The 19,806-nt window shown below is 45.9% G+C and carries 19 protein-coding genes, 1 tRNA gene and 1 other RNA gene; 6 read left to right on the top strand and 15 right to left on the bottom strand.

The window, feature by feature from the left end:
• Positions 1-220 precede the first annotated feature (220 nt).
• Positions 221-1,441, bottom strand: coding sequence for a pentapeptide repeat-containing protein (locus ACLFWI_RS10010; RefSeq protein WP_446412822.1), 1,221 nt, complete (start codon positions 1,439-1,441; stop codon positions 221-223).
• Between the two features lie 222 nt (positions 1,442-1,663).
• Here ACLFWI_RS10010 and ACLFWI_RS10015 point away from each other — a divergent pair, with 222 nt between their 5' ends.
• The 5 genes from ACLFWI_RS10015 to ACLFWI_RS10035 all read left to right on the top strand — a co-directional run bounded on the left by ACLFWI_RS10015 (position 1,664) and on the right by ACLFWI_RS10035 (position 10,123).
• Entirely contained in the window at positions 1,664-3,010 is a 1,347-nt protein-coding gene (locus ACLFWI_RS10015; protein ID WP_446412823.1) for a TldD/PmbA family protein, read from the top strand.
• Positions 3,011-3,137: 127 nt separating this feature from the next.
• A complete protein-coding gene (locus ACLFWI_RS10020) occupies positions 3,138-4,112 on the top strand; it encodes a LysR family transcriptional regulator (protein ID WP_446412824.1) in 975 nt (324 codons plus the stop codon).
• Positions 4,113-4,617: 505 nt separating this feature from the next.
• The gene (locus ACLFWI_RS10025; protein WP_446412825.1) at positions 4,618-5,190 is read left to right on the top strand and encodes a hypothetical protein; all 573 of its coding nucleotides are present in this window, start codon (positions 4,618-4,620) and stop codon (positions 5,188-5,190) included.
• A 78-nt stretch (positions 5,191-5,268) separates the two neighbouring features.
• Complete coding sequence (locus ACLFWI_RS10030; RefSeq protein WP_446412836.1) at positions 5,269-9,240, top strand: SBBP repeat-containing protein; 3,972 nt, start codon at positions 5,269-5,271, stop codon at positions 9,238-9,240.
• Positions 9,241-9,733: 493 nt separating this feature from the next.
• Complete coding sequence (locus ACLFWI_RS10035) at positions 9,734-10,123, top strand: glycosyltransferase (RefSeq protein WP_446412826.1); 390 nt, start codon at positions 9,734-9,736, stop codon at positions 10,121-10,123.
• 20 nt (positions 10,124-10,143) lie between these two features.
• Here the strand turns inward: ACLFWI_RS10035 and ACLFWI_RS10040 are convergent, their stop codons facing one another.
• From ACLFWI_RS10040 to ACLFWI_RS10080, 9 genes are all read right to left on the bottom strand, one after another.
• Entirely contained in the window at positions 10,144-10,284 is a 141-nt protein-coding gene (locus ACLFWI_RS10040; RefSeq protein ID WP_446412827.1) for a hypothetical protein, read from the bottom strand.
• 107 nt (positions 10,285-10,391) lie between these two features.
• Positions 10,392-10,468, bottom strand: a tRNA-Met gene (locus ACLFWI_RS10045).
• A 132-nt stretch (positions 10,469-10,600) separates the two neighbouring features.
• Positions 10,601-11,557: an asparaginase gene (locus tag ACLFWI_RS10050; protein WP_446407624.1), complete on the bottom strand. Its 957-nt coding sequence runs from the start codon at positions 11,555-11,557 to the stop codon at positions 10,601-10,603.
• A gap of 133 nt (positions 11,558-11,690) precedes the next feature.
• Positions 11,691-12,191 (bottom strand): CGLD27 family protein, encoded by a 501-nt coding sequence (locus ACLFWI_RS10055; RefSeq protein ID WP_446412828.1) that lies wholly within the window; start codon positions 12,189-12,191, stop codon positions 11,691-11,693.
• Positions 12,192-12,205: 14 nt separating this feature from the next.
• Positions 12,206-12,622: a ribosome silencing factor gene (gene rsfS, locus ACLFWI_RS10060; RefSeq protein ID WP_446412829.1), complete on the bottom strand. Its 417-nt coding sequence runs from the start codon at positions 12,620-12,622 to the stop codon at positions 12,206-12,208.
• 80 nt (positions 12,623-12,702) lie between these two features.
• Complete coding sequence (gene yqeK, locus ACLFWI_RS10065) at positions 12,703-13,290, bottom strand: bis(5'-nucleosyl)-tetraphosphatase (symmetrical) YqeK (protein WP_446412830.1); 588 nt, start codon at positions 13,288-13,290, stop codon at positions 12,703-12,705.
• Positions 13,291-13,352: 62 nt separating this feature from the next.
• On the bottom strand, positions 13,353-14,681 hold the full coding sequence (locus ACLFWI_RS10070) for a glycosyltransferase family 4 protein (RefSeq protein WP_446412831.1): 1,329 nt from the start codon (positions 14,679-14,681) through the stop codon (positions 13,353-13,355).
• 259 nt (positions 14,682-14,940) lie between these two features.
• The gene (locus ACLFWI_RS10075; RefSeq protein WP_446412832.1) at positions 14,941-15,387 is read right to left on the bottom strand and encodes an ATP-binding protein; all 447 of its coding nucleotides are present in this window, start codon (positions 15,385-15,387) and stop codon (positions 14,941-14,943) included.
• A 26-nt stretch (positions 15,388-15,413) separates the two neighbouring features.
• Positions 15,414-16,385: an anti-sigma factor antagonist gene (locus ACLFWI_RS10080; RefSeq protein ID WP_446412833.1), complete on the bottom strand. Its 972-nt coding sequence runs from the start codon at positions 16,383-16,385 to the stop codon at positions 15,414-15,416.
• A gap of 107 nt (positions 16,386-16,492) precedes the next feature.
• Here ACLFWI_RS10080 and ACLFWI_RS10085 point away from each other — a divergent pair, with 107 nt between their 5' ends.
• A complete protein-coding gene (locus ACLFWI_RS10085) occupies positions 16,493-17,275 on the top strand; it encodes a 7-carboxy-7-deazaguanine synthase QueE (RefSeq protein WP_446412834.1) in 783 nt (260 codons plus the stop codon).
• Here the strand turns inward: ACLFWI_RS10085 and ACLFWI_RS10090 are convergent.
• The 5 genes from ACLFWI_RS10090 to ACLFWI_RS10110 form a co-directional block, all read right to left on the bottom strand.
• Complete coding sequence (locus ACLFWI_RS10090) at positions 17,272-17,916, bottom strand: DUF3318 domain-containing protein (protein ID WP_446350078.1); 645 nt, start codon at positions 17,914-17,916, stop codon at positions 17,272-17,274. The genes ACLFWI_RS10085 and ACLFWI_RS10090 overlap by 4 nt on opposite strands.
• 262 nt (positions 17,917-18,178) lie before the next feature.
• Positions 18,179-18,275, bottom strand: an RNA gene (gene ffs / locus ACLFWI_RS10095) — signal recognition particle sRNA small type.
• 54 nt (positions 18,276-18,329) lie between these two features.
• Positions 18,330-18,596, bottom strand: a complete 267-nt coding sequence (locus ACLFWI_RS10100; RefSeq protein WP_446407632.1) for a YciI family protein — start codon at positions 18,594-18,596, stop codon at positions 18,330-18,332.
• An 11-nt stretch (positions 18,597-18,607) separates the two neighbouring features.
• Positions 18,608-19,156, bottom strand: coding sequence for a helix-hairpin-helix domain-containing protein (locus tag ACLFWI_RS10105; protein ID WP_446412835.1), 549 nt, complete (start codon positions 19,154-19,156; stop codon positions 18,608-18,610).
• Between the two features lie 10 nt (positions 19,157-19,166).
• On the bottom strand, positions 19,167-19,562 hold the full coding sequence (locus tag ACLFWI_RS10110; RefSeq protein WP_446412837.1) for an NINE protein: 396 nt from the start codon (positions 19,560-19,562) through the stop codon (positions 19,167-19,169).
• Positions 19,563-19,806: the final 244 nt, after the last annotated feature.

The following is a 19,806-nucleotide window of genomic DNA, read 5'->3' on the forward strand; positions in this document are numbered from 1 at the left end:
CTGTTGCACGGGGGAAGCCAGATGTTGCTTCGCGTTTTTTGCACGGGGGAGACCAGAGGATGCTTCGCGTTTTTTGCACGGGGAAGCCAGATGTTGCTTCGCGTTTTTTGCACGGGGAAGCCAGAGGATGCGGGAGCTTTTTTTGCTTATGGGATGCGAGGGGGATCGACAATGTACCGCATAGCAGATCAAACTGCTGTAAGTTGACACCAATGGAGTCTCAACGCCCTAATTTATTAGTAATCCCATCACACCCTCCTGGAATCGTCCGGCGAGACTGTTCACCACACCAATAACAGCAGTAGTGGCGTTGTTCTTCCCCTAACCGTTGTACCCCAGTAAAATTCGCGCCCTCAACCACAGCACCCGTGTGAATTCCAGTGCGATAATTAGGCGGTTCATTACGACTGCGGGGACTGGCGGTTTCCACTGATCCATAGAACAGGCGCACACCCTTGAGATCAGAATTGGATAAATTCGCTTTATAGAGAATCGTGCGAGACAAATTCGCTCCGGCTAGGTCACAATTGCTTAGATTGGCTTGAACCATATTGGCTTCACTTAATTCTGTCCAGCGTAGATCCGTACCTGCCAAATTAGCCCCGGCTAACATAACATTTAGAGCAATAACCCGCACACCATAAACCCGATCTTCTTGATACCCGCCATAACCATCTAGCATAGGACGTCCTAAATGGCGATCGCGTTTTAAAGGTGCGAGTAATCTGGATTGAGACAAAAACCGTAAAACTTTTGCTTTGCCGCCAGCGTCTACACTATTGAGAATAGCAGCCGTTCGTCCTTCACAAAACGCCCGTTCTTGGGGCCAATCTTCTAGCAATCCTTCATCGTCTAAAGCGAGGTCACAAATACCCTGAAAATAGGCATCAATGGTTTGCTGCTGGGTAATTGTATTTTGCTGGATGGTGAGTTCCTTAGAAATAACATACTGACGCCAAGCGATATATACGGCGAGAATAGCAATCAGAATTTGCCCTAAAGCACCAATCCATTCCGCTAAAGAACCCACCGAATCAAACGCCTTAGTAAAGCCAGTTAAAGCCGCAATCCCAACAATTGCCAGGATCACACCACAAACCGCAATCACTTGCGATCGCTGCCCTTGAGAGAGAGATTTCTGAAACCATTGTTGTAAAGGTGACCAAATCACCGACAGGGATAGGAGTAACGTCACGATTACCCCAGCGAGAATCACCCAGTTGTTATCCAAAACTAAGCCAACAATCAAAACCGCGATCGCGCTGAGGGTGATAATGGCAGGATCAGCCAATGCCTTACTGTTAGTAGTCTGTGGATCAGAGAATTGAGTCGGAGACACCGCCGACACCTGATCAGAAGCCTGGGATGAGATTGGCTCAGGATTAGGGTGGGTTGACTGGATGGCTGGATTAGACGGAGATGGATCGGACGGGTTGGTCATATTTTGCCAGTGCAGCAGTGGAAGCAGATACAAAAGATTTTATTTTGTACAATCAGGTGGATAGCGATCGCCTGATCTTCTAGGGTAGGCAAATTATGATAATTTGAGCATTTATCAGAAATTGTCTCCATTTGTCCACCCTACGCCTACTGGAACATTTACTATAAACAAGACGCGCCTATCCTATCGGAAACAGAATGTTTGACTTGGAGTAGAAACGCCGTGACCCCAGCTACAGCCTCTACATTAGTAAGCGAAGACCAAGCCTTATCCTTGGTTGATTCCGTGATTCAGCAATCCCAAGCTGAAGGCGTGTTCGTCAGCGTGAGTTCCAGTGAATCTGCTCTCAGCCGCTTCTCAGAAAATCAAATTAGCCAGAATATTAACCGCCATAAATTTACTCTCACCGTTACCAGTTATTTCGGTAAACGCAGCGCATCGGCTTCCACCACAGAATTTTTACCCGATGCAATTACCGATACCATCCAGCGATCCGAAGAATTAGCTCGGATTGCACCCGAAGATCCAGAATGGGTTCCCTTGCTTGAACCCCAAGTCTACGAGTCGCGTGTTCCTGCCTTTGACGACGCCACAGCTAGCTTATCTCCCTTAGCACGCGGAGAAATGGTACAACAAATCTGTGCTAAGAGTGCTAAAGCTGGAGTGGAAGGTTCTGGACGATTGAGTACTCAAGCCTTTGCTCAAGCCGTGGGGAACTCCCTGGGATTACGCGCCTGCGATCGCGGTACAGAGGCGGAGTTGAGTTTTACGGCTCGAATTGAAGATGGATCGAGTTGGAGTCAGCGTACAGCCTTTGCTATTACTCAGTTACCCCTAGATTCCCTGATTGAACCCCTGATTGAGCGGGCGTTTGCCGCCCGTAATCCCCGTGAAATTCAACCGGGTGTTTACCCTGTCATCTTTAATAATCCGGCGTTTGCGGATGTACTCCCCTGGGTGATCTTCAATTTAAATGCGCGATCGGCCGATGAAGGGCGATCGTTTATGTCTCGCACCGATGACAAAGGTCAACCTGCGGGGAATCGCCTTGGCGAACCCCTATTTAGTCCCTTGGTACAAGTGCAACGCCATGCCGCTCATCCATTGTTGCAGAGAGGAACCTGCTTTAGTGATGGATTGAGCAATCACTACCTGGAGATTATTCAGGATGGAGTGCCTAAAACCTTATCCTATAGTCGCTACTGGGCGCAACAGCAGGGAAAAGAACCGACAGGATCATTGTTTCCCATCGTTATGTCTGGATCTGAGCAAAGCCTGAGCGATTTGATTGCTCAAACGGAACGGGGAATCTTGGTTAATCGCGCTTGGTATGTGCGCTATGTCAATCCACGTACCTTAGAGGTGACAGGAATGACCCGTGATGGTACATTCTGGATTGAAGATGGGAAAATTGCCTATCCGATTAAAAATCTGCGATTCAACCAAAGTCTGCCGGACATGTTACGGGATATTGATGCTCTGAGTACGGTACAGCGTTTCGGGGGTCGGGTGATGCCAGGGGTACGAGTTAAGGCGTTTAATTTTAGCAGCGTCACTGATAGCGTTTAAACAGTAGGGTGGGCAATGCCCACCTTAGCTACGGTTCGGAGATGAAGCTGCCGTATCAAGTATTACTAAGTTGAGGTGAGATATCGATTAAGCTAATCTCACGTTAATATATCTCCGCTACACCATCATGCGTCTAGAGCAGTTACAAGCTTTTTTAGCCGTTGCTGAGACAGGCAGCTTTCAACAAGCCGCCCGTGAATGCGGTGTTACCCAATCGACAATTAGCCGCCAAATTCAAGCGTTGGAAGCTGAACTGGGGCTACCCTTGCTCCATCGAACGGCTCGGGCGACATTAACTTTGGGAGGCGATCGCTTTTTATTTCGCGCCCGTAAAATCTGCCATGAATGGAAAACCGCCACCCAAGAATTATCTGACTTGTTAGACGGAAAACAACCTGAACTCTGTGTCGCCGCTATTCACTCCGTCTGCGCCCATTACTTGCCCCCGGTTTTACAGCGTTTTTGTCAGGATTATCCCAACGTGCAACTGCGGGTAACGGCATTAGGGAGCGATCGCGCCCTGAAAGTCTTGAAAGATGGCTTGGTTGATTTAGCGATTGTCATGAATAACCGCTATTTAACCACCAGCGCCGAAATGGTGACGGAGCAATTGTATGACGAACCCATCGAAGTCTTAATGGCAGCCAATCATCCGTTAACAAAATATACCCTCGTGCCTTTGGATGCCCTAACCTGCTATCCCCATGTGATATTTAAAGATGGCTATGGGATGCAGCGATTGGTACAAGACTTGTTCTCCCGGCAAAGTGGCACCCTTAACGCTAGCTTAGAATTAAATTCCCTGGATGCTTTTCGGGGAGTTGTGCGTCAGGGAAAGTTAATTTCGCTGCTACCCCGATCTGCCTTGGTAGAAGCCCTAGGTGATCCGACTCTGGCTGTGCGTTCGATTGCTGCTGCTGCTACTGAAAATGGATCACACCCGAAACAAACCTTGACCCGGCAAGTGGTGTTAGTCACGACACAAGATCGACTGCAAATCCCACCGATTCGCTCCTTTTATAACATGGTGCTGGAACTCATGCCTACCTGTCATACAACAGTTCAAAAGACTGTGGGTATAACTCCCGCGATCGCTCCTTAACAACATTGCGTAAATCCCCTTCCGAGCGTGAAACAGGGAGGGGATGTAAGCAGAAAATCTCGCTTGTTCGGAGATTTTAAAATTATATTAGACACGCATAATTTTTATTCGTCATGACCGCTCCTTATTCGTAGATACACGATTTTACTCCTTAGCTGCCATTAAGTTTGTTTTTTTGTTACTCTTTATGAAAACTTAATTTAACGAGTCTAAAGTTTTATGTAATCTTCATAAACGCTTGTCCCAACCTGGATTAGATTATTAAGTAGGCAGATAAAATGTGTTTCACTTCAGCATATATTGGGTCAAGGCTGAATACTCAGTGGAGAAGAATCTCCCAAAATTGTGCTGCATAAAAAGTGGGCTTTGATGGTTTCGGTTTCTAGCTGCCTCTGACAGTGTTTCTTGATGACTCAACGAATACGTTAGCCCGTCGCTGCTTTAGGGGCTGCGGTATAGAGGCGTAATTGCACGACCGAAAAATCCACAAAAACAGGGTGTATCTATGCGTTTTTTGAAGAAATCCTCGAAAAAGTCGAAAAAAACAGGCGATAATTCTTCATTACAAGCATTTATATTAGAACCGATACTGACGCCGAGTGGGGTGGTGGATAGTCCCGATACCCCAGATTTAGGCATGGTGGATGTAGACGCCTTTGACCCGGCTGATATTGATGTGGATTTAGAAGACTCGATTGAAGAGGGGAATCTGGCGACTACTCAGGAACAGGGTACCCAAGTCTGGGAACCTGTGGATTTTGTTGACACGATTGAACCCCAGGATGGGGACATTATTAGCGATGAAAACCTGGAACCGCTAGAGTTTATTAGTGAGACGGAAGCGGCGGCGATTTTAAGCAGTTTGGAATCTGACCCCACCTTTGAATCTGGGGTGTTTACGGTGGGTGAAACTGGGAAAGTTAGTGTTGATTTCCTCTTTGATGGTGGGGGATATGAAGGTGAACTCGCCGTCTTTAGTTTAGAAGGGATGGAGGAGTTTGAACCGGGTTCTGAGGCGTTTATTCAGGAAGCGGCGTCTCGTGCGTTGAGTGATTCCGATATTCTCAGATTACGTTAGGAGTCCACAGCAACAGATTTACAGACGCCGGGATGGGATGTGGAGACGGGCGCTGGATTGCTGAATTTGGTCAGGGCGGTGGAGTTGGCGAAAACCACAACACCGGAAGATTATCAACCCAAGGAATTGTTGATTCCAGAAAGATGGAGTGGAGAAGGAACAGTTACAGCAACAGAACGGGCGGCTGATAATCAATCTATAGGCTTAGAGTGGGTTAAGCAGTTGGGAACGCCTGGTGAGGATTGGGCGAGGGATGTGGCAGTAGATAGTGCAGGTAATGTCTATGTTACAGGCTCGGCGGGAGGTTCTTTCACAGGTTCTAACCACAGAGATGGTAGTTGGATAGCCAAATACGATTCCACTGGTCAGCAGCAATGGCTGAAACAGTTTAGTTTAGATAATTCCCGTAGCATTGTTCTAGACCAGGATGGCAACATCTACCTTGCAGGGGGAGAAAAAAATGCTTGGTTAGCTAAATTTGACACTAATGGAAAGCAAAAATGGCTCGAACGATTAAGTGTTCCTGGTACTGATATTTTTAGTAGTATCGCCGTTGATAATTCAGGTGGTCTTTATGTAACAGGATTCACCGAAGGTTCTTTGGGAAGCTCTAATGCAGGAAGACATGATGCATGGATTGCCAAATACGATACCAATGGTGATCCAGTTTATAATTATGGCAAACAATTATGGATTCGGCAATTGGGCAGCTCCAGTAATGATCGAGCTTGGGGTATAGCAACAGATAGTTTAGGCAATATATACATTACAGGAGAAACAGATGGATCTCTACCAGGAACTAGCTCATTAAATGGAGGTGCATGGATTGCAAAGTATGACAGAGACGGCAATCGAAAGTGGACAAAACAATTAGACAATACAGAGTCTTACAAATTGAGCCTTTCAGCTACCTCCCGATCTCCCAGGGATTTAGAAACCAATATCGGCAAAACAATAGGTTCTGGCAAGAATTTCCGGGTAACAGGTCGAGTATATGACCCTGATGGTGCTAGCGACCTAGAAACAGTGCTTATACAGCTTTCTCCAGAAGTGGGTGAAACTCAAAATTACTATATAAAAAGTTTTACTCCCGCTAGTGATGATCCCAACTGGGCTGAATTTAGCTATGATTTAGGGCGTTTAGCTCCGGGCAAATATGGATGGTCAGCCAGGGCTTATGATAAGTCAGGTGGTTCGAGCTATATCAGTATATCATTGGAAGACTTTGAGGTTGTTTCCTCACCTTTAGACCATGTTGGGGATAGTCCCAAGGACGCTCTTAATATTGGTACAATTAACGGAACTCATACGTTCAGTGATTGGGTTGGCAATACGGATAATAATGATTATTATCAGTTCTCATTATCTAGTAAGACTCACCTAGGACTTGTACTGGATAAATTGAATTCTTATGCGGATCTTCAATTACTTAAGCTCAATAGCGATGGTACAACTAATTTAATCCATAGTTCCTATAATCGTGGAACTAAACCCGAAGAAATTGGCATCAATGGTTTAGATTCAGGAACATACCTCGCACGAGTCTACAATCGTGGTAATACCAACTATAATCTAAGCCTATTTACTCCCTCTATTACCACGATCGATCTAAATCAAACCATTAGCGGCAGCTTGACAAAACTCGATCCTCAAGACACAGGTGAGCGTTTTGGTGGCAGCTTCTATGATGATTATCGCTTAACTGGCGTTTCTCCAGGTCAACCTATTAAGTTGACGATGAGTTCCTCTAAATTTATGCCTCATATCTTGCTACTGAATCCATCGACAGGAGAATGGCTGGGGCGATCAAGAATTACGAATCGGGATCTAGATACTGCCGAGTTAACGTTTACCGTACCGACTCAAGATTACATTATATCGGTAACCAGCTATGGCTATAAATTTGGAGATTATACTCTAACAGCAACGTCAGATAAAACGGCTGAAATTCCTACAAGTCATTGGAAAGCTGAATATTTTAACAACCGCGATTTAGCCGGAAATCCGGTTCATGTTGAAGACTTTGGAGATAGTAGCCAGAATTTTGAACATCAGTGGGGACTTGGTTCTCCTACCAATACTCCCTCAGATAACTTCTCAGCGCGAATAACAACTCAGCGTTATTTTCCCGAAGGTAAATATCAAATAAACGTCAACGCCGATGATGGTGTTCGAGTTCGGATTGGTAATCAACTGGTAATTGATAAATGGCAAAATCAGGGGTTTGAGCATCTTCGCACTGGCTATTTCAACTCCAACGGTGGGCAATATCCAGTTACAGTTGAATATTATGAAAAAGGAGGAGCGGCTGCTCTTAAATTTGATATTGAGTCATTTAATTCTTTCGAGGAACCAGCTTCTAATGGTTCAGAGTGGAATTCCTCATTCTTTTGGTGGGATAAAGAACAGGGTGACGAGCCACCTGTCAACTTCTATGAAAATCAGGATAATTTCATTGGTGTCGTTAGCCTTGGCTCCAATCAACGTAGCGATGGGCAGAATGGTATACATCTAAATTTAGGCGATCGCTTCCCTCAAGGGGACTCCCGTCTTCCTCACGATTTCTTTGCCCTGCGTAGCTATACTCATGCTGATTTTGAAAAGGGTAAACGATATCGGATACTTGTAAAAGCAGATGATGGTTTTCAACTTCTTGCCAAACATCACTGGTTGCCAGATAGCGATCCAAATAAGTGGGTTGATATCACGTCAAAATATCACTGGCAACAGGCTTATAATTCATACAAGGTAATCGATTTTGAAGTGCCGAATAGTGGCAAATATGACCTCCATTTCCATCTCTATGAGGCAGGTGGTGATGCCTATATGGATTTAGCCTGGGGGGAAATCGTTGGTAATTTCATGGTTAGTGGAGATTTCTACAATGCCTATAAGAATCGCCGCGAACTGGGTAATCCAACAAGTGAGGTGTTTGATAGTGGAAATGGAACGTTCAAGCAAAACTTTGAACACGGTTATATTTTCTGGAATGGTCAATCAGCGCAAGTCTATCAGACTGGCAGTGGTAAACCTTCTCAGCCATCCAATTCATTCCAAACAGGTCGAGTTAATTCCCAAGTAGGCAGTTTACCCCTAAGACTCCGCAACGAACCCTCCACAATTGGGACAACGACTCTTGACCTACTTTATCAAGGAACTACGTTTAAAATTATCCGCCAGGTTTCCAGTTCTGATCCAAATTGGCACAGTTGGTATGAAGTTGAAGCAAATGGTAAACACGGCTATGTTGCTGCTGATTATGTTGATGTTATCAGTAACAATAATTCCAATAACTCACCTAACCCAACACCTCAGCCAGTTATCGGTTCAGACCTTTTTGATACTTGGAGACTTAGTAAGCCTCGACACGATGGAATTGCAAATCAACAAGATCCTCGAACTGATGAGACCGACTACGCTCAGCTTCAACAGAAAATTATTGATATTAAAAATGAAATAGATGAACTTGATAGCCAAATTTCGGACAAGCAAAAGGAAGTGGATAAAAAAGAAGCTGAAGCGAAGGGTAAAACCTGGTTCAATCGAACCAAATTAAAAGTGGAAGCTTTCTTGATCCGAGAGAACATTGAACTGCTTAAATCAATAAAGGAAGATAAGGAAGAAGAACTAGATCAGGCACTTGAGGATCAAGAAATTGATACTTTAGCACGAACTATATGGGGAGAAGCCCGTGGAGAAAGTGATTTAGGCAAGCAAGCTGTAGGATGGGTTATACGCAATCGAGCTTCTCGCTCACCCCAATATGGCTGGTCTTCTAAAATCAGTGAGGTTTGTAAACAGCCAAAGCAATTTAGCTGCTGGAACGATAGTGATCCAAATTATCAAAAGCTTCTGACAATTACTGGTAAAGATCTAATATTTGGTAAATGTCTGGAAATTGCTAGAAAGGTAATTAATGGGGAAGTGCCAGATCCTACCAATGGAGCAGATCACTATTACGCATACACAGACATCCCTGAACCAAACTGGGCAGTTGGGAAAAATCCCACAAAAACTATAGGTAACCACAGGTTTTACAAATTAGCGTGATTGCTAGCTCTGATGTACTTTTTTTGGCAGAGGGGCAACTATCCGGCTTAGGTTAACAGATCTACGCCTAGAAGACATCCAATATCACCTGTATGTCATCGAGAAAGTTTATCGTGGATTAGAAGCGGCGGCAACACAAGGTACAATTCCCCAAGAAGAAGCCCAAAAGCGTCTAAGTCAATGGCTTATCAAGTAGTGCGATCGCCTAAAACACACACCTCCATTTTGAGTCAGGGCGGGTTTGGTTGAAACGTGATCACAAACATCAAAATTAAACGCCTAAACCCGCCCCTACAAATACCTGGACTCCCACGCGATCGCGCCTCCCTCTTTCCCCAGATACACCATCTCACCAGGAATAAAAGCGATTTCCCACCAAAGTGCTATGGAAGCTTATCCAGGAACGCATATAACCGCTCAAAAAACACCGTTTGACACCTGGAATTGAATAAAGGGCGACCCGATCAAATTAAGCGGACACCGTTGTTAATTAATGCAAGCGGGTCGCCCCTACACCGGAATCAAAAGTGATAGTCTCCCAGGTGCGATCACCAAACTCCCCCGATTAACGTCCAACTGGCTCAAACGTTTAACCGGAACCCCTTACTGGGTTATCGTCCACGGTTTAGAAGGATGGAACCTCTCTCATCCCCTGCGCCAGAAAGCATTACGCCATGCTGACAAAATAATTGCCGTCAGTCATTATACCCGCGATCGCCTGCTCCAAGAACAACAGCTCAACCCCGCCCAAATCTCCGTTCTACCCAACACCTTTGCAGCGACTCAGTTCCAACCCACCCCCAAACCCGATTACCTACTCCAACGCTTAGGTGACTCTATCCAATCACAATTCATGGCATTATGGTACTCACCGATAGGATGAGGGCGCACATCTATGCGCCCCTACATATCTCTCATATCCGTATTTGTCGTTTGATCAAAAGGTGCGATCGCGTTTGGGGATGGGAGAGGATTGCGATCGCGTCTTCCCTTTCCCAGATAGCCCCGATAATTGCGATCGCCTGAAACACGGTAGGATAGCACCGACGTGCGCCCTGATCTAGCTGTGAACTTAGGAGCTATAAACCGCCCAAAATATATACAATATAACCCTGTAAACTCAATAGTCTACAGGGCTTATTTTTTGAATTTGGTGGCGGGAGGCGGATTTGAACCACCGACCTTCGGGTTATGAGCCCGACGAGCTACCAGACTGCTCTATCCCGCGTCGCTTTAAACAGCATAACACCTATTTCCTAAATGTGGCAACTCCAAGCCAAAAAAACCAAGGACCCAAAGTGCAAACAAAGGACAAAGGACAAATGACCAAGGACAAATGACCAATGACCAATGACCCAATTCAAAAACTCATCGAGAGTTCGCCAATCACCTCTAGACGCTTGAACTCACCCAGCTGCATAAAGGTTTCTGCCAGACTTTCCGCCACGGCGGGGCTAATCCAACCCATTTGCTTCAAAAGCTGAATCGCTACCGCATATTTAGCGCGTTTGGCTCCATCCATGACTTTAATCGCCATACCCAATCCTTCACCGACACGACCAATACATTGAACGCCTTCTGAACCGGCTTTACTCACCAGTTCACCTTGAGTCAATCGCATTAATTCCGTATCAAATGCCCCTTCTCCTGCCACCAAGGTAGGATGATGGGTCATTGCCCGAACAATTCGCTCCATTGCCAAATTGTCACCAGAAGCGAGTTGAGCAAAGAGGGTGGCGATTTGAGCCAGTTGCAAAAAATACGTTGGTGCCCCACAGTCATCGTGTGCCAAAATCAACTCTTCTGGTGGCATCCGCATCAATTCCGCGACTTTGGTCAAAACGAGTCGTTGAACGGGGTGATTGTACTGTAAATAACTATCAATAGACCAATTGCGTTGGCGGCAGACAGCAAGCATACCTGCATGTTTGCCAGAGCAGTTGTATTCTAAGGCACTTTGCTTGCCCGGAGGAATAGGACATTGCAAGGCTGATGGGTCAACATCGCAGCGCCAAAGAATCTTAAAAACCTGACGAACTTGTTCCAGATGACCTTGGTGGGAACTACAAATAATTGCCAAATCCCGGTCGTTAAGATTATATCGTTCCAGGGTTCCCGTTGTAGTAACTGCCAGAGCCTGAAACGGTTTTAGTGCCGAACGAATAAAGGTTGATGTTTCTGAATTGCCCGCTACAGATAGGACACGCCCTCGCTCGTCACAGAGGACAGATTGAGCGTGGTGGATGGATTCGGCTATGCCTTCCCGGAGTAAACGGACTTCGATCGCTGGTGCTTGATTGCGTTTTACCCTTGTCATTCGTTATTCGTCATTGGTCATTGGTCATTGGTCATTTGTAAGAGTTTAGGGAATATTGACAGAAATTAATAGTGTTGGGTTTATTTCCACCAACCAATTTAATCATTTTGAGGACAAACCAAACCATAAATTATCAAGAAAGATTCCATAGCAAGCTGCCACTTACGATCAGGATAGCGATAATGCCCAATGTTCGTTGCAGGCGCTGCAGAATGGGCTGAACTTGATAGGAGACGATCAGGCGATCGCGACTCAGGACTTCTGGCGGCTTCGTCCAGGTTTGACCATCATACCAGCCGGACTCTTCATAGCCGATGGTTTCCTGAGATAAGCGATCGCACACGTAAGACCAACCTAAGTACAGTCGCAATAACACCAATATCAAAAACACGCCAGCACCTGCGCCACCCGCCAAAATAAACTGTACCAGATGCTGGTGCGGCGCAAAACTAGCAGCGGCGACTGGACCCGCTATTAACCAGCTTAAGCCCCAAACCCAAGCCAGCTTGAGTCCATAATTTCTCAATTCTAGCTTCGCCCAACGGAAAAACCAAGAGTCTTTTAATTGTTGGTACTCATGAATCGGTTGTTGTTCTGTCGGTACGGGACAGAAAGAAACGGACGATTCCCTCATAGTCTTTGTTCAGGTTAAGATTGTTGCGAGTTGAATTCCACATATTCGGCGTGACCCCAAAATGCTTCTAGATTATAGAACTCCCGTTCCTGGGGCAGCATAATGTGAACAATCACCTCACCGTAATCCTGAAGCAGCCAGCTGCCATCGGCTTGTCCTTCAGTGCGTAGAGGACGCCGTTGCCAAGTCGTTTCCACTTGCTCTTCAATCGACTGAGCAATTGCCCTCACCTGTACCCGTGAATAGCCTGTTACAATCACAAAATAATCAGCAATATAGGAAACATCTGCCACGCGCAGGATGAGAATATTGTCACCTTTGCGATCGTCTGCAGCTTGGGCAATGGTTAATGCCAGATCGGGTCTAGCTTTTTGATCTTGGTTTTCATTGACAAATAAGGTAGATGAGCGTTGAAATTGGTCTTTTGTCATTTGTCCTTGGTCATTTGTCATTTGTTAGAGGGTGATAATTTTTTATAAAACGTAACATTTTTCGGTTTATGTCCATTGACCTACTGAGTCAATTCTGGTTTTTGGCTAAAGCGTTGCACCGCCCAGTTCCGAGTTAAGATCATGCGGGGGTGAATCAGACGACGGGTATTGAGTAGGTGTTTGACACAGTAGTCACAGGTTAGCCAAACGGCTTTGTGCAGATCGACGCGAGCAATTTTCCGCAAATTCTCCAACTCCGGTGTATCACCACGACCTGGTTCTAGACTATCGGCTAAAAACACAACGCAGCTCATCTCACTCATTCCTGGATTTCCTAACGTGTGCAGCGCGATCGCATCGAGTACAGCGTCCTCTTGGATAGCGAACTGCTCTTTAGCCACGATAGCACTGACATCAGCATGTAACAGATGGGGAGTCGCCGCACAGATTGGATCTATATCGATACCTCCCTGCTTAGCCATTCGCAAGAGTCGCTCTGGCTGAAAGTATTTAGCCAGATCATGCATCAATCCGGCTTGAGCGGCTTGCTCCACATTTAAATGATAATGTCGAGCTAATTCCATAGACATCTGCTCAACCCTGAGGATGTGCTGCATCCGGGCTGTCGGAACATTATCGTCTAGCCAGGTTAAAACCTGATCCCGCATTCGGTCACCAAACTCCTCAAGGCTAAGATTGACTATACTATAGGGATTGAATCCATTTTATCTCAACGCTTCTGAAGGGAAGCAAAGAGTTGTTCATAGCGATCAAGCGCTCGGTCAAACGCATAATTTTCTTCGGCATACTTTCTGCCTTTCTCACCCAAAGCTTTGACTTTTTCCGGGTGGAGATAGAGATCCAAAATTTCGGCGGCTAAATTTTTTGGATCTTCGGGTTTGACAATAATACCCGCGCCACTTCTTTGAATAGCACTGGCGGCTGTACCTTCGGCTGGCACCGAGGCGATGATGGCACGACCGCTTGCCATCAAAACCGGGATTTTTGAGGGCATATTAAAGTCAATAACGTTGTGCTTTTGCAAGACCAAGCCCACATCGGCGGCGGCTAGCATTTCCGGGAGTTTTTCGCGAGGTTGAAATGGTAGCAGGAGTACGTTGGTGGCTTTACAGGTTTGTTTGTATAGCTGTAATTGTTGCAAGGCTTTGGCTTCTGCTTTCACCAGCGATCGCGCTTTCCTTTGGATCTCAATTTGCCATTCTACCAGCGCCCTCGCTTCTTCTTGCTGCAATCGTTCTAAAGCTTTTTCTTCTCCCACAATAACAATGGCAATTTCGGGAATGTGGCGCAGGCGAATCGAAGCCTGAATCACGGTTTCTATGCCTTGACTTAGCGCTATATTCCCGGAGTACATGACCACAAACTTTCCGTTGAGTCCATGCTCTTGACGGAATGCATTTGGTTCTTTAGGTAAAGGTTTGATGAAATCAACATTCACCCAATTCGGAATCAGCTCAATTTTGCTTTCACTGACTCCCTTATTCTGCAAGTTTTTAATAAACCCATCAGCAATAACACTAATTTTGGTCGCTGTCCGGTAGGCAAATTTTTCCAACATGGAAAAGATGCGAATCAGCTTGGGATTGGTCAGAATTTCCAGGTGTACAGCCGCATCTGGTAAAATGTCCTGAAGATTTAGAACCACTGGAACCCGGTGTAGCCATCCTAGAAGTGCTGCGGGTACGGCAACGGGTAGTGGTGGTGCTGTCAAAAAAATGATGTCGGGGCGCTTACCCTTTAGAGCATGGACAAAACTTGTCGCCACAAAGCTAACTTCCAATAATAATCGGTCGATTAAACTGGGTTCAGGGCGAATCCAGACATAACTGCGTTGAATCGCTACGCCGTTGATCACCTCGGTGCAGTATAATTTGCCTTGGTAGTCTTTATAGACTTCTTTTTGAGGATACCAAGGCATACCCGTAACTACCCGAACCTGATGTCCTCGTGTCACTAACCCCTCAGCGAGTTCGGTCATCAGTGGGGCAATGCCAATGGGTTCGGGAAAATAGTTGTACGAATAAATCAGAATTCTCATAAATTTTAGGAAAGCAAGTGGGACTGACCCAGTTGGGGCTAATTTTTTCGCCAAACTAGCCGAGTGCCTATCAATCAGGATGTCTAGGCTTATGTTCAAGGACATTGCACGGCTTAATTGCTAAGGAAACACCATTATTGTAGAATCTACCTATTGTAGTTGCCTTTATCAGAATGCCGCATCGTAAGAGTAAGTGCAATCAACCTACAGGCTGGATAAATTCACGGGTTTCACACATTCCTGCAATGGCTTACGGCATTCAATGGCTGACGGGTACGAGTCGTTTTCCCATAAACAAACAATTGCGCTGATCAGATAAGCGTTGATAAGATAGTTCATCCGTGAATTTCTCCATCAAAATTAATCCTCTGCCTGTTTCCTCTAGAAGGTTACAGCCTTTTTGGTGTAAAGTGTCCAACTTAGCCTGCAAATCGAACGGTTCTCCGTGATCCCAAATCCGCATCTCTAAGCGGTCAGCAAATAGCTTCAGCTCCAGCTCAATCGGTGTGGTTTGAGGTAAATGGCGATGAGCGTGGTGAACCGCGTTGGCGAAGGCTTCGTCTAGTGCCACTTTACAATCCACACAAAATTGGTCAGGAAATTGGCGCAAAGCTAGCCGATCAAACCAGGCGAGAATTTTAGCAACAGCATTGATGTCTGTGGCTACCTTGAGATGCGATTGTTTAAGGGGTTTGTCATGGTGCATCAATCGAAAGCCAGTCCCATATTTTTTTAAGCCGCGCCACTATTTTTAGAAAAAACCACTAAAATTGTTTTGATAATTAATTTGACATCATACATCAAGCTCCAGTGATGCTGGTAGCGTAAATCTAAGTCAATGATGTCCTTAAAGTTGTGGATTTGATTTCGCCCATTGACCTGCCACTCTCCTGTCATACCCGGTTTGACATCTAAACGCTGCCATTCTGGTACATCATAGTAATCTACTTCATCCGGTGTCGGGGGTCGAGTTCCCACCAAACTCATTTCCCCTTTCAGGACATTGACAAATTGAGGCAGTTCATCAAGGCTACTTTTCCGTAAAAACCGACCGACTCGTGTCACTCTGGGATCAGGGGCATTTTCATCCAACGGTTTAACTCTAATTTTACCCTTACTAATATCTTGACTACCGATATACATGGAGCGGAACTTCCAAATCCGAAACTCTTTGCCCATCCATCCTTTACGGATTTGACTGAAGAAAATGGGACCTGGCGAATCAAGTTTGATCGCAATAGCAATGGGAATAAACAGCAGTGCTGTAATTCCTAAGCCAACAATTGCGCCGATAATATCAAGCCCACGTTTGATCCCAGAGCGGGTGGAAGGGTGAGTGGGTGGTAATGCTGGTGGCTGACTTGATTCAGATAGCAGTTCCACTGTTAGAATTTGATCGAGTCCCGTCATTTTCAAAACTGCCATGACCGGAGTGCCAACATTGGTAAGTACCAGTTCAACATCCTTACTGGTCGCATTTTTGTAATTGTTCACCAACGCCCCAATCCCACAGCTATCGATAAAGGTTGTTTGACGAAAGTCTAAAATAATTTTGGGCGGCAGGGGGTGGTTCTGCAAAATTTGCTGGAAGGTTTCTTTGAAAGCCACAGCTTCAAGTACACTCAGGCGATCCGTAAGTTGCATGACGGGAGTTTCATGCAATAGTATTACTTTAAAATCCGCTTCTGACATTGAGTCACCCATAACGACCTGTATTGTTGGTATTCACCTGTGTTCTTGACCAATATTGTGTCGTACAATTGCTAAATTAACCGAAAACTCACTTGAATTTACCGATCCAATGTAAAAAAATGTCAGCTAAGACTGGACTCACCGCCCGGCTCATTGAACTGTTTTCTGCCATTCAAGGTGAAGGACTCAATGTTGGTACCCGTCAATTATTCATCCGTTTGGCAATGTGTGATTTGCGCTGCCATTTTTGCGATAGTGAGCATACCTGGATTGTTCCAGATTTGTCTTACGTGGAGCAAACCCCTGGATATCGAGATTTTGAAGCTCATCCTAACCCGGTAACCGGCGATCAGTTACTGGCATGGGTTGAGCGGCAAAATTATCCAGGACTCCATGAAAGCATTAGCTTAACAGGTGGCGAACCCCTGTTGCAGGCTCCCTTTTTAAGAGAGTTCTTGCCCCTGGTGCGACACCGAACTGGGTTACCCATATATTTGGAAACCGGTGGACATCGTCCAGAGCAACTAGCCCAGATTTTACCCTATTTAGATTTTATTGGCATGGATATGAAGCTGCCGAGTGTAAGTGGGGAAGATTGTTGGCAAGCCCATCGTCAGTTTCTACAACTTTGTGATGATACAGATGTTGAGGTTTTTGTCAAGCTGATTATTGCTCAAGCAACGAATGCCGCGGAACTGGAGTTAGCCGCCGAATTAGTTGCCGCCTGTAACCCCAGTATTCCCGTGTTTTTACAACCTGTAACTCCCCTAGCTAAACCCCATCATGGACCAATGATCCCGCCAACGCCGACTCAAGTTTTAGAATGGCAAGGGTTGATGAAGCGCCATCTCAAATCAGTGCGAGTCATCCCCCAAACCCATAAGATGATCGGTCAGCTTTAGGCTCTGGATTCCCGTTTGCTTTTCGCTTCGGCTTTGGCTTTAGCCGCACTTTTTTTCAATGCGGCTAGGCGAGCTTCGTAGCGGCGACGTTGACGGCGACCGGGTGTAACTTCAACTAAGGTTTTTAAGGCACTGCCTAGGCTCTTGTAGGCGTTGGGGAGAGTGTAACCAAAGCGAGTAGCCAGGGCGATCGCTTTTTCGTCTGCCTCAATTTCTGCCTTGAGAGTTTTCTCGCCGTTGTTTTTCTGATAGAGTCTCCATCCAGAAACACCACAGAGGGCAAGTGCCAACAGCAGTAGCAATCCATCTTGTACCCAAAGTTCCCCAACAGCCCCTCCCAAACCAATGGCTAGGGCTGCCATTTCCCACCCTTCTTTGGGGATCGTGTCATTCTGAATCCGGGCAACTTCGTGCCAAAATAGGAGATTACGTTGGTCAAGGGCAAACTGCTCCCATTTCACTAAGTCAATTTGCACTTCCACCTCATCGCTACCAATTTCTTCGGTGCGTAACAATGGGGGATTGACCTCAGTCGTTCCTTCCACCATGACCCAGCTTTGTAATTCTGGGGGGAGCAAGGTTTTTAGACGCCGGAGTTCACTCATCTCGGCTTTGGCAGAAGAGGTTGCATACGATGTCATAGATCTGCCTCCAGGAAACTTAAACCAATTAACAAGGGTATCATTTGGCAGTATAGCGAGATTAGCACTCTGCCTTGTTTACACCTAGGTGTCAGGATTCAACTCAATAGGGCAAGGGAAGTAGGGGGAGCCGATAGAGACGTAAGGCGTGGAACTATGGCGAGAAAAAATTAAATTAGAACTAACTGCTAGCAGTCTGGGGACTCAACTTAACTGGAAATTACCGATAAAAAATAATGCGTCACCGTAGAGCCAGGTATGAGAAGACCCGGAGTTCACGCCTATCCCAAGCATCTCGTATTGCTGCTACCTTCCGGTTCTGACAAGGTTTGAGCGTTGGGATTGCATGAATCCGAGTCACTTACTATGATAACAGCTTTGAACCCCATTGATCAGTTCACGGAGATATTTTTTCATTCGGCAATAATCCGCCATTCGTGAAGCTGGTACTTAACACAGTGATTTGCCACCAACGGATCTCGCTCAACGATCGCCTGTGCCTCTTTTGTTGAACTCGCCTCAAACAGGAGCATTCCGCCCCCTTTCTCAGCCCAGTAACCTGTTTTGGCTTTGTGTCCTTTGTCAATCAAGTCTTGAACATAGGCTTTATGAGCCGGAACATATTGGTCAAACGTAGGTTTATCGACGATGCCTTCTTCTATCTTGACGAACCAGGGCATTTGCTTTTTACTCAAAACCGCAGATAGTACATTATCTCAGATATCAGGTCTGGGGGAAGGGTAAGGCGTTGCTGGAAGTCGGCTAAGTTACGATAATTACCCATCTGTTGCCGATTTTGCACGATCGCTCTGGCTATAAACAAGTCAACCCTAGGAATTCGGCTCAGTTGTTCCACGGATGCTGTATTCGCCGGAATCGACAAGGGTGTGGCTGGACTTTCAGCGTCATAGTAACAAAAGCTGAGAATTGGTTGTAACGGCTGTAACCGCGCCACAGGGATACTTAACGCCGCCGCAATATCCTCCAAACAGCAAAACTGTACCCCACTACTTGCCAATTCAACCAGCGATCGCGCTTGATGGATGGATATCCCGGGTAATCTCAGCCAGTCATCCACCGTCGCTTGATTGACATCAATCTTAATCCCCAATGCTACCGCCACCTCAATGTCTTGTGCCGATTGCAGCCGATAGTAAGGATCACTCTGAATCCGGGTTTGGATTGAGCGCCAGGTTGGGTTTAATCGATCCGTCGATAACAGCCAGTCAAACAGTGCCATCTTCTTTTTTTCAGGCGATACGATCCAGTAGTTGGCGACGCTTTTGCTCAAACTCATATTCTGACATCAACCCCTCCTGACGCAGCTTGTCCAGTTGTCGCAGTGCATCCGCGATCGCACCCACTTGCGCCGGATCAACCTCTGGGGATTGAATTGGTATCGATGTCCCGGTTGAGATCAAATTCCCATTAAAATTTTGGTCGAATTGCTCCGAGTTTTGCAAAAGATACCACACTCCTTCAATAGCACTCGCCACTCTGGGAATCTGAGTCCAAGACAACAACAAATACACCACTCCCCACCAAGGTTGCCCCAGATAAAATTTGTGGAGTCCAGAAATAGGTGTCACTACCCCGCTAAACGCTAGTAAGGAAGCGACTTTCCGACTTTTTGGCTTGCTCAACATAGTGGTTCTAACACCAGACGAAAGGACACCGTTATCAATCAAGAAAAAGGAACGCCATACTTTTATGATAGAGAGATGCTGCTCAATACTACTGCCAGGAATCTCTAATTTAATTTCCTCTCCCCCCACACCCCTGCTCCCTTGCATCCCCAATACGGATAACCGAAGTTTCCTCTAAGTGCAACACTGCACTAGAATATGACTGGAAACGGCAGTACAACCCACTCGGTTGATCGGGTAAGAG

Origin of the sequence: Coleofasciculus sp., assembly GCF_046539235.1 — a bacterium.
Taxonomy (GTDB): domain Bacteria; phylum Cyanobacteriota; class Cyanobacteriia; order Cyanobacteriales; family Coleofasciculaceae; genus Coleofasciculus.

Coding starts and splice junctions, on each gene's coding strand:
- ACLFWI_RS10010 (WP_446412822.1), bottom strand. CDS start 1,441: ATGACCAACCCGTCCGATCCATCTCCGTCTAATCCAGCCATCCAGTCA.
- ACLFWI_RS10020 (WP_446412824.1), top strand. CDS start 3,138: ATGCGTCTAGAGCAGTTACAAGCTTTTTTAGCCGTTGCTGAGACAGGC.
- ACLFWI_RS10025 (WP_446412825.1), top strand. CDS start 4,618: ATGCGTTTTTTGAAGAAATCCTCGAAAAAGTCGAAAAAAACAGGCGAT.
- ACLFWI_RS10035 (WP_446412826.1), top strand. CDS start 9,734: ATGCAAGCGGGTCGCCCCTACACCGGAATCAAAAGTGATAGTCTCCCA.
- ACLFWI_RS10050 (WP_446407624.1), bottom strand. CDS start 11,557: ATGACAAGGGTAAAACGCAATCAAGCACCAGCGATCGAAGTCCGTTTA.
- ACLFWI_RS10055 (WP_446412828.1), bottom strand. CDS start 12,191: ATGAGGGAATCGTCCGTTTCTTTCTGTCCCGTACCGACAGAACAACAA.
- rsfS (WP_446412829.1), bottom strand. CDS start 12,622: ATGACAAAAGACCAATTTCAACGCTCATCTACCTTATTTGTCAATGAA.
- yqeK (WP_446412830.1), bottom strand. CDS start 13,290: ATGCGGGATCAGGTTTTAACCTGGCTAGACGATAATGTTCCGACAGCC.
- ACLFWI_RS10070 (WP_446412831.1), bottom strand. CDS start 14,681: ATGAGAATTCTGATTTATTCGTACAACTATTTTCCCGAACCCATTGGC.
- ACLFWI_RS10075 (WP_446412832.1), bottom strand. CDS start 15,387: ATGCACCATGACAAACCCCTTAAACAATCGCATCTCAAGGTAGCCACA.
- ACLFWI_RS10080 (WP_446412833.1), bottom strand. CDS start 16,385: ATGGGTGACTCAATGTCAGAAGCGGATTTTAAAGTAATACTATTGCAT.
- ACLFWI_RS10085 (WP_446412834.1), top strand. CDS start 16,493: ATGTCAGCTAAGACTGGACTCACCGCCCGGCTCATTGAACTGTTTTCT.
- ACLFWI_RS10090 (WP_446350078.1), bottom strand. CDS start 17,916: ATGACATCGTATGCAACCTCTTCTGCCAAAGCCGAGATGAGTGAACTC.
- ACLFWI_RS10100 (WP_446407632.1), bottom strand. CDS start 18,596: ATGCCCTGGTTCGTCAAGATAGAAGAAGGCATCGTCGATAAACCTACG.
- ACLFWI_RS10105 (WP_446412835.1), bottom strand. CDS start 19,156: ATGGCACTGTTTGACTGGCTGTTATCGACGGATCGATTAAACCCAACC.
- ACLFWI_RS10110 (WP_446412837.1), bottom strand. CDS start 19,562: ATGTTGAGCAAGCCAAAAAGTCGGAAAGTCGCTTCCTTACTAGCGTTT.